The 14,595-nt window shown below is 62.1% G+C and carries 13 protein-coding genes; 6 read left to right on the top strand and 7 right to left on the bottom strand.

The genetic code is table 11. The features are described 5' to 3' along the window. Nucleotides 1-15: 15 nt before the first annotated feature. The 3 genes from ACU688_RS18425 to ACU688_RS18435 form a co-directional block, all read right to left on the bottom strand. Nucleotides 16-1,611: a GMC family oxidoreductase gene (locus ACU688_RS18425; RefSeq protein WP_448185862.1), complete on the bottom strand. Its 1,596-nt coding sequence runs from the start codon at nucleotides 1,609-1,611 to the stop codon at nucleotides 16-18. Nucleotides 1,612-1,776: 165 nt separating this feature from the next. Beyond that, nucleotides 1,777-2,322, bottom strand: coding sequence for a twin-arginine translocation pathway signal protein (locus ACU688_RS18430; RefSeq protein WP_448185863.1), 546 nt, complete (start codon nucleotides 2,320-2,322; stop codon nucleotides 1,777-1,779). 28 nt (nucleotides 2,323-2,350) lie between these two features. Continuing rightward, entirely contained in the window at nucleotides 2,351-3,778 is a 1,428-nt protein-coding gene (locus ACU688_RS18435; RefSeq protein WP_448185864.1) for a coniferyl aldehyde dehydrogenase, read from the bottom strand. Nucleotides 3,779-3,925: 147 nt separating this feature from the next. On the opposite strand from ACU688_RS18435, the gene ACU688_RS18440 reads away from it, so the two are divergent. Together ACU688_RS18440 and ACU688_RS18445 are read left to right on the top strand one after the other, a co-directional pair. Next, nucleotides 3,926-4,597 (top strand): TetR/AcrR family transcriptional regulator, encoded by a 672-nt coding sequence (locus tag ACU688_RS18440; RefSeq protein WP_448185865.1) that lies wholly within the window; start codon nucleotides 3,926-3,928, stop codon nucleotides 4,595-4,597. A gap of 33 nt (nucleotides 4,598-4,630) precedes the next feature. Then, on the top strand, nucleotides 4,631-5,485 hold the full coding sequence (locus tag ACU688_RS18445) for a sulfurtransferase (RefSeq protein WP_448185866.1): 855 nt from the start codon (nucleotides 4,631-4,633) through the stop codon (nucleotides 5,483-5,485). A 120-nt stretch (nucleotides 5,486-5,605) separates the two neighbouring features. Here ACU688_RS18445 and ACU688_RS18450 read toward each other — a convergent pair whose 3' ends face one another. From ACU688_RS18450 to ACU688_RS18465, 4 genes are all read right to left on the bottom strand, one after another. Next, nucleotides 5,606-6,601 (bottom strand): hydrolase, encoded by a 996-nt coding sequence (locus ACU688_RS18450; protein WP_448185867.1) that lies wholly within the window; start codon nucleotides 6,599-6,601, stop codon nucleotides 5,606-5,608. 149 nt (nucleotides 6,602-6,750) lie between these two features. Continuing rightward, complete coding sequence (rsmD, locus tag ACU688_RS18455; protein ID WP_124526771.1) at nucleotides 6,751-7,368, bottom strand: 16S rRNA (guanine(966)-N(2))-methyltransferase RsmD; 618 nt, start codon at nucleotides 7,366-7,368, stop codon at nucleotides 6,751-6,753. Next, entirely contained in the window at nucleotides 7,368-8,858 is a 1,491-nt protein-coding gene (locus tag ACU688_RS18460) for a M16 family metallopeptidase (RefSeq protein WP_448185868.1), read from the bottom strand. Before ACU688_RS18460 ends, rsmD begins: the two co-directional genes overlap by 1 nt. Continuing rightward, nucleotides 8,851-10,206, bottom strand: a complete 1,356-nt coding sequence (locus ACU688_RS18465; RefSeq protein WP_448185869.1) for a M16 family metallopeptidase — start codon at nucleotides 10,204-10,206, stop codon at nucleotides 8,851-8,853. The genes ACU688_RS18460 and ACU688_RS18465 overlap by 8 nt, the downstream gene beginning before the upstream one ends. Nucleotides 10,207-10,438: 232 nt before the next feature. Between ACU688_RS18465 and ftsY the strand changes: the two genes are divergently transcribed. The 4 genes from ftsY to rpoH all read left to right on the top strand — a co-directional run bounded on the left by ftsY (nucleotide 10,439) and on the right by rpoH (nucleotide 14,483). Next, on the top strand, nucleotides 10,439-11,812 hold the full coding sequence (gene ftsY, locus ACU688_RS18470; protein ID WP_448185870.1) for a signal recognition particle-docking protein FtsY: 1,374 nt from the start codon (nucleotides 10,439-10,441) through the stop codon (nucleotides 11,810-11,812). Beyond that, nucleotides 11,809-12,480: a cell division ATP-binding protein FtsE gene (ftsE, locus tag ACU688_RS18475; RefSeq protein WP_017737950.1), complete on the top strand. Its 672-nt coding sequence runs from the start codon at nucleotides 11,809-11,811 to the stop codon at nucleotides 12,478-12,480. The genes ftsY and ftsE overlap by 4 nt, the downstream gene beginning before the upstream one ends. Beyond that, the gene (gene ftsX, locus ACU688_RS18480) at nucleotides 12,477-13,502 is read left to right on the top strand and encodes a permease-like cell division protein FtsX (RefSeq protein WP_017737951.1); all 1,026 of its coding nucleotides are present in this window, start codon (nucleotides 12,477-12,479) and stop codon (nucleotides 13,500-13,502) included. Before ftsE ends, ftsX begins: the two co-directional genes overlap by 4 nt. A gap of 126 nt (nucleotides 13,503-13,628) precedes the next feature. After that, nucleotides 13,629-14,483 (top strand): RNA polymerase sigma factor RpoH, encoded by an 855-nt coding sequence (rpoH, locus tag ACU688_RS18485; protein WP_016972967.1) that lies wholly within the window; start codon nucleotides 13,629-13,631, stop codon nucleotides 14,481-14,483. Nucleotides 14,484-14,595: the final 112 nt, after the last annotated feature.

Raw genomic sequence — 14,595 nt, forward strand, 5'->3', positions numbered from 1 at the left:
ATAGACCGTGTTTTTTCACGCCGTTTTCAGACGTTCGGCCAACGCTGTCGCCAGTTGCGCGGTCAATCCATACACCGACAATTGCGGGTTGGCCCCAATGCTGGTGGGGAACAGCGAGCCGTCATGGATCGACAGGTTGCGCAATTGATGATGGCGGCCGAGGCTGTCGGCCACCGCATTTTTCGGGTCTTCGCCCATGGCGCAACCGCCCATCACATGGGCGCTGCCCAGGCAGGTGCGGTGCAGTTCCAGGTTGAGGTCGTCGATCATTGCGCGTGCTTCGCCCAGGGTTTTCACGTAGCGCGCATCGTGGTGCAGCGGCTTGACCGACTTGGCGCCCGCCGCGAACTGGATCTCGGCCATGCTGTGAAAGGCCCGGCGCAGGCCGTCCCAGGCGTAGTCCGAGACCTGATAGTCGAGCACCGGCGTGCCGTCACCGCGCAGATCCACGGTGCCGCCGGGGCTGTCGGGGTGAAAACCGTCCCGCAGCAACGCGAGCATGGCGTGGGTATTGGGCAACTGGCTCATGTCCAGGGCGTTCTGTTCGCCGTAGCCGCCCAGCAGGGTGCTGGCCAACGCCGGATGTAGGGGCGGCGCTTCGAGCTTGTACGACATTTTGCCGGTGGTGCCGTCCTGCCATTGGAAATGGTCGGAATAGATCGACTGCGGCGCGCCGTAGAACGGGTTGATCACTTCGTCGAACAGCCCCGCAGAGAAATTCACCAAGTGCAAGAAGGTGCGCTTGCCCACCCGCGAATGCGGATCGGGGGCGTCCGAGCGCATCAGCAAGGCCGGGCTGTTGATGCCGCCGCCGGAGAGCACGTAGTGCTTGGCCTTCACCGTGATCTTGCGGCCGGTCGGCGCCACGCACAGCGCGTCCATGGCCACGCATTCCAGGCTGCTGATGGTGTCGCCGCTGTATTTGAGGCGTTCGGCGCGGGCCAGGTAGAGCAGCTCGCCGCCGTTTTCCAGGGTGGACGGGATGGTGGTCACCAGCATCGACTGCTTGGCGTTGACCGGGCAACCCATCCCGCAATACCCCAGGTTGAAGCAGCCACGCACATTGCGCGGGATCACATGCCAGCTGTAGCCAAGCTTTTCGCAGCCTTTGCGGATCACGTCGTTATTGGGGTTGGGCGGCATGGCCCACGGCGCGATGCCCAGGCGTTGCTCCATTTTTTCGAACCACGGCGCCATCTCGGCGCTGCTGTGGCCCTTCACCGCGTATTCACTGGCCCAGTGGGAAAGGGTGGCATCCGGCGTGCGAAAGCTCGACGTCCAGTTGATCAACGTCGTGCCGCCCACGGCGCGGCCTTGCAGGATGGTGATCGCGCCGTCCTTGCTCATACGGCCGATGCCTTCCTGGTACAGGCTGGTGTAGGCCTCGTCTTCCAGCAGCTTGAAATCGCTGCTGGTCTTGAGCGGGCCTTCTTCGATCAGCAGTACTTTGTAGCCGGCGGCGCTGAGGATCTCGGCGGTGGTCCCGCCGCCTGCGCCACTGCCGATGATGGCGACATCGGCTTCCAGGGTCAGGTCGCTGTCGAGGGCGGCGCCGTTGTGGGTTTTCCAGCCACGGGCGAGGCCATCACGGAACAGATCGGGTACGGGCATAGGAATGCACTCTTGTTGTTATAGGTGTCGGTCGCTACGAAGTTGCAATCTAAATGTGGGAGCGGGCTTGCCCGCGATGGCGGTGTGTCAGCCACTACAACCTTCACTGATGTACCGCTATCGCAGGCAAGCCAGCTCCCACAGTTTTGATTGGGTTATCAAAGGCTAGATCTTGGGTGGCCCGGGGTAGCCGCAGTGGGCCCACGACGCCGGCTGGAAATACCACGCCATGATCACCAGCTTGAGCAACGAACCCTGGCCCATGCGCAGCAGGTTCAGGTAGCTGTTCTCCCAGCGATGCAGGAAGTTGCGGATCTGTTCGCTGCTGGCGTTTTCCCAACTGCCCCAGATCCCGGTCAACGGCCCACGGGTGATACCCATGCCCAGCACGTCAAACAGTTGCTGGGTGAGCTTGAACATCTCTGGCGACAGGCGTTGCAGGCTGAAATCGAGCTTTTTCAGCGTGTCTTCGATCCCGCTGGAGACGGCTTCGGCGCTGGCCACGCCCTCCAACAGCACCGGGATCACGGCGCGCAGGAACGGCAGGTCACTGCTGCGCAACATCACAAAGCCGCTGGCCGGCGTGCTGCTGGAGCAGCCGCTGAGGCTGGCGCCGAGCCCGGCGGTGGCCAGGAAGGCGCTGGCGCACAGGCCGATTTTCAAGACGCCGCGCCGTGACAGCGCGGGTGTTTCAGTCAGGCTGGGGTTCATTGTTTTTATTGTCCCGAGAGTGGCGTTATCAGCGGATAAACAGCTTCTGGATCAACTTCTGGATCGCCTTGCCATAAGGCGGGTAGATCAACTTCGCCGCGTTCAGGCGCTGTTTCACCAACACACCCTTGGCTTTGCTGAACGTGAGGAAACCTTCGTGGCCGTGGTAATGGCCCATGCCCGAGGGGCCGATGCCGCCGAACGGCATGTCGTCCTGGGCCACGTGCAGCAGGGTGTCGTTCAGGCATACGCCGCCGGAATGGGTCTCGTGGAGTACGCGGTTCTGTTCGCCCTTGTTGTAGCCGAAGTAATACAGGGCTAGCGGGCGAGGGCGCTGGTTGATGTAGGCAAAGGCCTGGTCGAGGCCGCGGTACGGCACGATCGGCAGCAGCGGGCCGAAGATTTCGTCCTGCATCACCGTCATGTCATCGCTGACATTCAACAACAGGCTGTGGGCCATGCGCCGTGCCTGGCCCTGTTCGTACAGTGGAATCAGGGTGGCGCCCTTGTCGGTGGCGTCCTTGGCGTAGGCGTTGAGCCGTGACAATTGCCGTTCATTGATGATGGCGGTGTAGTCCGGGTTGTCGGCCAAGGTCGGATAAAACCCGCGAATCGCTTGGGTGTAGGCCTCGATGAAGCTTTCCACGCGATCTTCCGGCACCAGCACATAGTCTGGCGCCACGCAGGTTTGCCCGGCGTTCAAGGCCTTGCCGAAGGCGATGCGTTCGGCGGCGTCCTTGAGCGGCACATCGGCGGAGACGATGGCCGGCGACTTGCCACCCAGTTCCAGGGTGACTGGCGTGAGGTGTTCGGCCGCCGCGCGCATCACATGCTTGCCGATGCTGGTGGCGCCGGTGAACAGCAGGTGGTCGAAGCGCAGCCTGGAAAACGCGATGCCCATATCGGCTTCACCGAGCACCACGCACACCAGGTCTTCGGGGAAGATCTTCGCCAGCAGCTTTTTCAGCAGCTCGCCGGTGGCCGGGGTGGATTCGCTGAGCTTGAGCATCACCCGGTTGCCCGCCGCCAACGCCCCGACCAACGGGCCAATGGCCAGGTACAACGGGTAGTTCCACGGCACGATCACCCCGATCACGCCCAGCGGTTGGTAGATGACTTTGGCGGACGCGGGCTGGAAGGCAATGCCTACAGCGCGGCGCGAAGGTTTCATCCAGCCCTTGAGGTGTTTGCTGGCGTAGTGAATGCCATGCAGGCTGGGCATCAGCTCGGCGAACAGGGTTTCGTCGGCGCTGCGGTGGCTGAAATCCTGGCTGATGGCGTTGATCAACGCCTGGCGTTCGTCGCTGAGCAGGTCACGCAGGGCCTTGAGCCATTGCTGGCGCTGGCCGGCTGGCGGCATCGGGTTGGCCGCGTAGGCGCGTTGTTGGGCGTCGAACAGGTCCTGGAGGTGTTCCAGCGCCTGGGAATCTTGCAGGTAGGCAACGTTGGCAGACATGGCGCAGTTCCCGGTTGTTATAGGTCTGCCTGGATTTTTAGAGTCATTGCTCTAAATTGTCAAATAACATTGCAGCAACATGCAGTTTTATCCCGGCCGGGATAGGCCGTAAGATGCCCCATCACGTGTATAGAAGCTGATTCCCCTATGGCACCACGAGTAAAGACCAGCGAGCGCATTGTGCAAACCAGCCTGGAGCTTTTTAACCAGCAGGGCGAGCGCAGCATCAGCACCAACCATATTGCTGCCCATATGGAAATTTCCCCGGGCAACCTGTACTACCACTTCCCCAACAAGCAGGCGATCATCGCCGTGCTGTTTCGCGAATACGAAACCCTGGTGGACAGTTTCCTGCGTCCGCCCGAGGGGCGCGCCGCCACCGTCCAGGACAAACGTTTCTACCTGCAGGCCTTGCTCGCCGGCATGTGGCGCTATCGTTTCCTGCACCGCGACCTTGAACACCTGCTGGAAAGCGACCCGGAACTGGCCACCGGCTATCGGCGTTTTTCCCAGCGCTGCCTGATCCAGGGCAATGCGATCTACCGGGGGTTTGTCGACGCCGGCATCCTCAATATGGACCCGATCCAGACCGAAGCCCTGACCCTCAACGCGTGGATCATCCTCACGTCGTGGGTGCGCTTCCTGTGCACCACCAATGAAAACTCCGCGCACCTGAGCGCCGAGGCGATCAAGCGCGGGGTGTACCAGGTGCTGGTGCTGGAAGCCGGGTTTGTCACGCCCGAGGCGAAGGACGCGGTCGACGCGTTGTTCAAAGAGTTTTACGTGCCGTTGAGTCAGGCACTGGAAGAAGTGAAGTAGGACCTTTCCCGAATCTGTCCACAGGAGTCAGTCATGCCGCTTGCCCAACTGATCAGCCCCCAGCAATTGGCCGAGCGCCAGCAGTCGCCCGGGCTGGTGATCCTTGATTGCCGTTTTGCCCTTGAAGACCCGGATTACGGGCGTTGCAGCTACGCTGAAGGGCATATCGAAGGGGCGCAATACGCCGACCTGGAGCGCCACCTCAGTGGGCCGGTGACCAAGGGCGTGACCGGTCGTCACCCGTTGCCAGTCGCGGATACCTTGGTGCAGCAACTGCGGGCCTGGGGCATCAATGCCGACACCGACGTGGTGCTGTACGACGACGGCCCCGGCGCATTTGCCGCCCGGGCATGGTGGTTGCTGGCGTGGTTGGGCAAGCGTGATGGCGTGTTTATCCTCGATGGCGGCCTCAAGGCCTGGCATGCGGCAGGGTTCCCATTGAGCCTGGATGCGCCGGCGATCCAGCCCGGGACCTTCGCTGGCACGCCGGATAACCATTTGTTGCTGGACGCCGAACACCTGCAAAAACGCCTGGGCCAGCCGGGTTTGACCTTGATCGATGCTCGCGCCCAGCCGCGCTTTCGCGGTGAGGTGGAGCCTATCGATCCGGTCGCGGGGCATATTCCGGGGGCGCAGTGTGCGGCGTTCAGTGAAAACCTGGGCAGCGATGGGCGTTTCCTGCAGGCTGAGCAGCTCAAGCAGCGGTTTGCTGATCAGTTGAAAGGCCGTTCACCGGATGAGTTGGTGGCGTATTGCGGTTCGGGGGTGACGGCGTGTCATAACCTGTTTGCCCTGAGCCTGGCGGGGTATCCGTTGGGTAAGTTGTATGCGGGGTCTTGGAGTGAGTGGATTACTGATCCACAGCGGGCGATTGCCACTGGCGACTGAGTTTTTCGACCTGTAAACACGGTCGAAATGTGGGAGCTGGCTTGCCTGCGATAGCGGTGTGTCAGCTACACATGTATCAACTGACAGTCTGCTATCGCAGGCAAGCCAGCTCCCACAGGTTTAACCGTGTTGGGTCAGTAGCCATTGGGGGATGCGGCGTTCGAGGTAGTAGCTTGGATGCTTGAGCGAGCCGTCGACAAATCCGACATGCCCACCTTTGGCCGTCAATTCAAACTCCGTGCAATCCGACAGCTCACCAGCCTCCGGCAAGCTGTGGGCAAACACAAACGGATCATCCGCCGCATGAATGATCAGCGTCGGCGTACGAATCTCACCCAGGTAATAGCGACTCGATGCGCGGCGATAGTAATCCTCGGCACTGAGGAAACCATGCAACGGCGCCGTCACCCGCCCATCGAAATCCCAGAACGTGCGCATCTTCTCCAGTGAGCCCAAGGCCTCCAGGGTTTTCAGCCCGTCCGCGCGGCCGTCCTGCAGGAATTGGCGCTGTTTGACGCGGATATACGCGAGCATTTCACGCATGAAGTGCTTCTGGTAAACCCGCGAAAAGCCCAGGCCGATACGGTCCGCGCATTGATCCAGGCGAAACGGCACCGACACCGCCGCTGCACCCTGCAAACCCGATGCCGCGCCGGTTTCACCCAGGTGCTTGAGCAGCACATTGCCCCCCAGCGAGTAGCCCACCGCATACAGCGGCGCCAACGGTCGTTTGGCGCGCAGATGGGCAATCGCCGATGCCAGGTCTTCGCTGGCGCCGGAGTGATAGCTGCGGGCCAACAGGTTCGGCTCCCCCGAACACCCACGCCAGTTCAGCGCTGCGCTGGCCCAGCCGTGACTGGCGAGGGCTTTTTGCAGGCCGGCGACGTAGGGCGAGTTGGATGAACCGGTGAGTCCGTGCAGCACCAGCACCAACGGCGCTTGGGCGTCGTGGGGGCCGTGCCAGTCGAGGTCGAGAAAGTCACCGTCGTCCAGCCACAAGCGCTCGCGTTGACGTTCGATGTGGGTGGTGGGGCGCCACAGCGGCCCCCACAGCGTTTGCAGGTGGGGGTTGCCGAGGCCGAAGGCGGGGGTGAATGAGTGGTTAGAAGGTTCCATGGGTTTCCCGGTGTTGTGGCGAGGGAGCTTGCTCCCGCTGGGCTGCGCAGCAGCCCCATCAAGAACACCGCATGTATTCAGTCAGAACACGGTTGCCGGTTTTGGGGCTGCTTCGCACCCCAGCGGGAGCAAGCTCCCTCGCCACAGGGTTAGGCGGCGCTTTCGACTAAACGGTGCCATAGCGCGTAGTACACCCGACCGGATTTCTGTTCCCGGTGCAGGCGCCACGCGCCCGGCAGGCCCAGGGTGGACGGCGCGGTCTCGCTTTCAGTGTAGATCCACGCATCCGGCGCCAGCCATTGGCGTTCTTCCAGCAGCGCACACACGGTCGGCAGCAGGTTCTGGTTGAACGGCGGGTCGAGGAACACCACGTCGTACTCGCTGGCCGGCTGGGTTTCCAGGTAGCGCAGGGCATCGGCGGTTTGCACCTGGCCGTTGGTGCAGCGCAGGGTGCCCAAGTGTTCCTTGAGGCTGGACACCGCAACGTTGCTGGCATCCAGCGCCTGGGCCTGGGCGGCGCCACGGGACAGCGCCTCGAGGAACAGCGCGCCGCTGCCCGCGAACGGGTCCAGCACCTTGGCTCCGCCGATGTACGGCGCGAGCCAGTTGAACAGGGTTTCACGCACGCGGTCTGGCGTTGGGCGCAGACCCACGACGTCGGGGAAGCTCAGCTTGCGGCTGCCCCATTCACCGCCAATGATGCGCAGTTGGCCCACACCGTTGTGTACGTTGTGGACGGGTTTTTTCGGGCGAGATGAACTGGCCATTAATGCTCCGGAACCCCGAGCGGCTGCTCGGCGGGTTTATCAGTGGGGGGCGGTAGTGGCTTTTGCGCAGTGGTCGGGCCGGCGGTCACGATGACCATCTTGTCGGCGCTCAAGTGTTTGTTCATTGCAGCCTTGACCTGCTCTACGGTCAGGGCCTGGGATTGTTTCATGAAATCTTCCAGATAGCTCAGCGGCAGGTTGTAGAAACCCATCGCGCCCAGCTGCCCGACGATATCGGCGTTGCTCGCGGTCGACAGCGGGAAGCTGCCGGCCAGCTCGCGCTTGGCATCATCCAGTTCTTTTTGGGTCGGGCCGGTCTTCAGGTAGTCCGCCACCACATCTTCAACCAGACGCAGGGTGCCGCCGCTCATTTCGGCGCGGGTCTGCAGGTTGATCATGAACGGGCCGCGCACCTGCATCGGTGAGAAGCCGGAGTACACGCCGTAGGTCAGGCCGCGCTTCTCGCGCACTTCACTCATCAAGCGCGTACCGAAGCCACCGCCGCCAAGGATCTGGTTGCCCAGGGACAAGGCCGCGTAGTCCGGGTCGGCGCGGTCGATGCCGAGTTGGGCGAACAGCAAGTGCGTCTGCTTGGACGGAAACTCGATATGGCTCAGGCCGGCTTTAGGCTCGGTGGGCTGGGCGATCTTCGCCAGCGCCGGGCCTTTGGGCAGCGATGCCGACACCTTGGCCGTCATGGCTTCGGCTTCGGCGCGGGTCAGGTCGCCGACCACCGCAATCACCGCATTGCCAGCGGCATACGCCTTGGCATGGAAGCCCTGCAACTGCGCGAGGCTGATCTTCGGCACGCTTTCCGGTGTGCCTTCGCTCGGGTGCGCGTAAGGGTGGTCGCCGTACAGGCGCTTGAACAGCTCCAGGCTGGCCAGCTTGGCCGGGTTTTGCTTCTGGTATTCGAAGCCGGCGAGGATCTGGTTCTTGATGCGCGCCAGGGAGTCGGCCGGGAAGGTCGGCTTGCCGATCACCTCGTCAAACAGCGACAGGGCCGCGTCGCGCTTGTCGCCGGCGCTCAGGCTGCGCAGGGACACCAACGCCATGTCGCGGTAGGCACCATTGCCAAAGTCGGCGCCCAGGCCTTCGAAGTCGCGGGCGATCTGGCTCACGTCCTTGCCCGGCACGCCTTCGTTGAGCATGGCGTTGGTCATCAGCGCCAGGCCCGGCACGTTGCCGTCCTGGCTGCTGCCGGCGGCGAACAGGATGCGCATATCGAACATTGGCAGTTCATGGGCTTCGACAAACAACACCTTGGCGCCTTCGGCGGTGGTCCAGGTTTGCACGTCGAGCTTGCGGTTGGTCGGCGCCTTGCCGTCCAGCTCGGACAAAGATTGCAGTTTGTTGCTCGACTGGGCCTTTTCCAGCGCCGGGCTGGCGATGGATTCGCTCGGGCGCAGGAAGTACACGGCGCCGGCGGCGATCAGGGTGACGGCGATCAGGCCGGGGAAGATCAGGCGGCTGCTTTTGCGATCACTCATGAGCGGTCTCCTCAGGCAGGACATGGGCGACGCTGAGGCGTTCGCGGGTGAAGTAGGTGCGCGCGGCTTTCTGGATATCTTCCGGGGTCACGCTTTGCAGGTCGGCCAGCTCGGTGTCCATCAGCTTCCAGGACAGGCCGACGGTTTCCAGCGAACCAATGGCCGTGGCCTGGCTGGTGATGGAGTCACGCTGGTAGACCAGACCGGCGATGACCTGGGCGCGGATGCGTTCCAGCTCGGCGGCGGTGGGTGGCTTGGCCTTGAGTTCATCCAGCAGGCGCCACAGGCCGGCTTCGGCTTGGGCGATGGTCTTTTTCTTCTGCTGGTTCGGCGTGGCCGAGAGAGTGAACAGGCTGTCGCCACGGGTGTAGGCGTCGTAGCTGGTGGAGGCGGCGGAGACCAGCTCTTCACCGCGCTCCAACTGCTCGGAAATGCGTGCACTGTAGCCGCCGTCCAGCAGGGCGGAGATCAGGCGCAGGGCCTGGACTGAGCGTTTGTCTTCGGCGGTGACCAGGCCCGGCACGTTGAAACCGAGGATCACGCTGGGCAGTTGGGTCTGCACTTTCATGGTCAGCAGGCGTTCGCCGGGCTCGGCCAGCTCCATCGGCACCTTGGCCGGTGGCACGTCACGCTTGGGAATCGGGCCGAAGTAGCGCTGGGCCAGGGTCTTCACCTCATCCGGGGTGACATCGCCGACCACCACCAAGGTGGCGTTGTTCGGCACGTACCAGGCTTGATACCAGTGGCGCAGTTCTTCGACCTTCATACGCTCCAGGTCAGCCATCCAGCCGATGGTCGGCGTGTGGTAGCCGCTGGCCGGGAAGGCCATGGCCTTGAAACGCTCGAAGGCCTTGGACATGGGGTTGTCGTCGGTGCGCAGGCGGCGTTCTTCTTTAATGACTTCGATTTCGCGACTGAACTCGTCGGCCGGCAGGCGCAGGCTGGCCATGCGGTCGGCTTCGAGTTCGAAGGCGACGCCCAGGCGGTCGCGGGCCAGTACCTGGTAGTAGGCGGTGTAGTCGTCGCTGGTGAAGGCGTTCTCTTCGGCGCCGAGGTCGCGCAGGATCAGCGAGGCTTCGCCGGGGCCGACCTTGGCGCTGCCCTTGAACATCATGTGTTCCAGGGCGTGGGACAAACCGGTCTGGCCTGGGGTTTCGTAGCTTGAACCGACCTTGTACCAGACCTGGGAAACCACCACTGGCGCGCGATGGTCTTCGCGTACGACGACCTTGAGGCCGTTATCCAGGGTGAATTCATGGGTGGGTTGTGGATCGGCAGCCAAGGCTGAAAGAGGCAGACAAACTGTGCTGAACAGCAGGCCTGCGGCGCGGCGGGCTAGAGCATTCATTCGTTTTTAAACCTGTTGGGCTGCCCGCTTGGTCTTAGCGTCGGCGGGCGAGGAGGTGCTAGGATACTGGTCGGATTTACGGACGGCCACTGCGGCAGTCCTGTTAAGGCCCGATTTAGGCCTTACAAGATGTTGCGCATGAACGAGCTGGCTAAAAAACAGTCTGTTACGCATCGAATTTTATTTACCGACGCGCCTACTGGCGCGTCGCTACCTTGAGATAGCCGTCTCCATGTTTGGTTCCAACGACGACAAGAAGACCCCAGCTGCGGCTGGCGAGAAGAAAGGCCTGTTCGGATGGCTGCGCAAAAAGCCGCAGGAAACCGTCGACGAACAGCCACAGGTTCAACCTGAGCCTATCCCAGAGCCCATCGTAGAAGCCGAACCGGTCGTAGAGACCCCAGCGCCGGTGGTGTTGCCGCTGGTTGAGCCGGTGTTGCAGCCGGTGGTTGAGGCCGAGCCAGCGCCAGTCGTTGAGCCAGAGCACAAGCCATGGCCTGAGCTGCCGGTAGCGGAAGAGCCCGTGGCGCTGGTTGAAGACGTCCAGGCTGAACACGTCGCGCCGCCGATCCCTGCCGTGGTTGAACCGGTGGCCGTGGTGGTTGAAGCCGCGCCAGTCGTCGAAACAGCCGTTCCTGCTGTGGTCGAACCCGAACCCGTTGTCGCCGAAACCAGCAAGACCGGTTTCTTCGCCCGCCTCAAGCAAGGCCTGAGCAAGACCAGCGCCAGCATCGGCGAAGGCATGGCCAGCCTGTTCCTCGGCAAAAAGGTCATTGATGACGAGCTGCTGGAAGACATCGAAACCCGTCTGCTCACCGCCGACGTGGGCGTCGAAGCCACCGCCGTGATCATCCAGAGCCTGACGCAGAAGGTCGCGCGCAAGCAGCTGACCGACGCTGACGCCCTCTACAAATCCCTGCAAGCCGAGCTGGCCGCCATGCTCAAGCCGGTGGAAGCACCGCTGGTGATCACCCCGAACAAGCCGTTCGTGATCCTGGTCGTGGGCGTCAACGGCGCCGGCAAGACCACTACCATCGGCAAGCTGGCCAAGAAACTGCAGTCCGAAGGCAAGAAAGTCATGCTGGCGGCGGGCGATACCTTCCGCGCCGCAGCGGTAGAACAGCTGCAAGTGTGGGGCGAGCGCAACAAGATCCCGGTGATCGCCCAGCACACGGGCGCCGATTCCGCTTCGGTGATCTTCGATGCCGTGCAAGCCGCCAAAGCGCGCAACATTGATGTGCTGATCGCCGATACCGCCGGTCGCCTGCACACCAAAGACAATTTGATGGAAGAGCTGAAGAAAGTCCGCCGCGTGATCGGCAAGCTCGACGCAGACGCCCCGCACGAAGTATTGCTGGTGCTCGACGCCGGCACCGGGCAGAACGCCATCAGCCAGGCCAAACAATTCAACCAGACGGTGCAACTGACCGGCCTGGCATTGACTAAGCTCGACGGCACGGCCAAGGGCGGCGTGATCTTCGCCCTGGCCAAGCAGTTCGGCCTGCCGATTCGTTATATCGGCGTCGGTGAAGGTATCGACGACCTGCGTACCTTTGAAGCCGAACCCTTTGTCCAGGCACTTTTCGCCGAGCGGGAGCGTTCATGATTCGATTCGAACAGGTCGGTAAACGCTATGCCAACGGGCATGTGGGCTTGCATGAGCTGAGCTTTCGAGTGCGTCGCGGCGAATTCTTGTTTGTCACCGGCCACTCTGGCGCCGGTAAAAGCACCTTGTTGCGCCTGCTGCTGGCCATGGAACGCCCGACCACCGGCAAGCTGCTGCTGGCCGGCCAAGACCTGGCCACCATCAGCAATGCGCAGATTCCGTACCTGCGCCGCCAGATCGGCGTGGTGTTCCAGAACCACCAGTTGCTGTTCGATCGCACGGTGTTCAACAACATTGCTCTGCCATTGCAGATCCTCGGGCTGTCCAAGGCCGAGATCGTCAAGCGCGTGGATTCGGCCCTGGAGCGCGTGGCGCTGTCGGACAAGACCGACCTCTACCCCGGCGACCTGTCCACCGGCCAGCAACAGCGCGTCGGCATTGCCCGCGCCATCGTCCACCGCCCGGCCTTGCTGCTGGCGGACGAACCCACCGGTAACCTCGACCCGCGTTTGGCGGCCGAGATCATGGGCGTGTTCGAAGACATCAACCGTTTGGGCACCAGCGTATTGATCGCCAGTCACGACCTGGCACTGATCGCTCGCATGCGCCACCGCATGCTGACCCTGCAACGCGGCCGCCTGATCGGTGACGGGGAGGCTGGCGTATGAGTGCTACCCGCAGCCCTAAAGTCTCCGAACGCGTGGCGCCGAAACCGGCCGACCCGCAACCGCAGAAAAAGAAAAAACACGACGAAGACGACGGCCCGGACTTCGGCACGCTGCTGCGCGCCTGGATCGAAAGCCACCGCGCCAGCCTGCTGGACAGCCTGCGTCGCCTGGGCAAGCAGCCGATCGGCAGCTTTTTCACCTGCCTGGTGATGGCCGTGGCCTTGAGCCTGCCAATGGGCTTGTCGCTGCTGCTCAATAATGTGGAGCGCCTCGGCGGTTCCTGGCAGCGTGCGGCGCAGATTTCGCTGTACCTCAACATTGATGCCAGCACCAAGGAAGGCGAAGGCCTGCGGGACGACATCAAGAACCTGCCGGGCGTAGCGGATGCCGAGTACATCAGCCGCGACCAGGCCCTTGAAGAGTTCCAGCAACAATCCGGCCTGGGCGAGGCGCTCAAGGAGCTGCCGCAGAACCCGCTGCCGGGCGTGGTGCTGGTGACGCCGAATGAAGTCGACAAGCCCGCGCTGGAAGCCCTGCGACAAAAACTCGCAGAGATGCCCAAGGTGCAACAGGCGCAACTTGATCTAGTCTGGGTGGAGCGCCTGGCGGCGATCCTCAAGCTGGGTGACCGCTTTGTGTTCGGCCTGACGGTGCTGTTGGTGTCTGCATTACTTTTGGTGATAGGTAATACCATTCGTCTTCATATTGAAAACCGTCGCACTGAGATAGAAGTGATTAAACTGGTCGGCGGCACGGACAGCTATGTGCGTCGGCCTTTTCTGTACATGGGCGCGCTTTATGGCTTCGGCGCCGGGATTTTGTCCTGGGGCGTGCTGGCATTTGGCTTGGACTGGCTGAACGACGCGGTTGTCGGGCTGGCTGGCCTGTACGGCAGTGATTTCGCCCTGGCGGGCGTGCCGGTAGCCGATGGTCTGAGTCTCTTGCTTGGCGCGGTGCTGTTGGGGTATATCGGTGCTTGGATTGCGGTCGCTCGTCATTTACGCGAGCTGGCACCGAAGTAGTTAATGTCAGATTAATGTGGTTTCGTTTGTATTGACCGTATCAGCGGTTTAGGGAACTTGTCCTACGGTTCCCGGTCAATTTTCGCAGTGCTGAACTGCACGAGTTATGTAAGTCGGAGGTTTCGTATGACCACTTCTTTGCAACCTGCTTATGCTCTGGTCCCAGGTGCAAACCTGGAGGCGTATGTGCACACGGTCAACAGCATTCCATTGCTGACGCCCGAGCAGGAGCGTGAACTGGCCGAGAGTCTCTACTATGAGCAGGATTTGGGGGCGGCTCGGCAGATGGTGCTCGCCCACCTGCGTTTTGTCGTACATATCGCCCGTAGCTATAGCGGCTACGGCCTGGCGCAGGCTGACCTGATCCAGGAAGGCAACGTTGGCCTGATGAAGGCGGTGAAACGCTTCAACCCGGAAATGGGCGTGCGTTTGGTGTCGTTTGCCGTGCACTGGATCAAGGCGGAAATCCACGAGTTCATCCTGCGCAACTGGCGCATCGTGAAAGTCGCGACCACCAAGGCCCAGCGCAAACTGTTCTTCAACCTGCGCAGCCAGAAAAAACGCTTGGCGTGGCTGAACAACGAGGAAGTCCACCGTGTGGCCGAAAGCCTCGGCGTGGAGCCCCGTGAAGTGCGCGAGATGGAAAGCCGCCTGACCGGCCATGACATGGCCTTCGACCCAGCCGCCGAAGCGGATGACGACAGCGCGTTCCAATCGCCGGCCAACTACCTGGAAGACCACCGCTACGACCCGGCGCGTCAACTGGAGGATGCGGACTGGAGCGACAACTCCAACCACAACCTGCACGAAGCGCTGGAAGTGCTGGACGACCGCAGCCGCGACATCCTCTACCAGCGCTGGCTGGCAGAAGACAAAGCCACGCTGCACGACCTGGCGCAGAAGTACAACGTGTCGGCCGAGCGGATTCGTCAGCTTGAGAAAAGCGCGATGAACAAGCTGAAACTGTCGATCGCTGCCTAAAACACTGCGATAAGGCAAAAAAATGCCCCGATCGAAAGATCGGGGCATTTTTGTTTGTCTTCACGCAGTCCTTGTGGGAGCAGGCAAGCCAGCTCCCACAGGGTTTTGCAGT

It is taken from the genome of Pseudomonas acericola (SeqCode), from assembly GCF_053456465.1.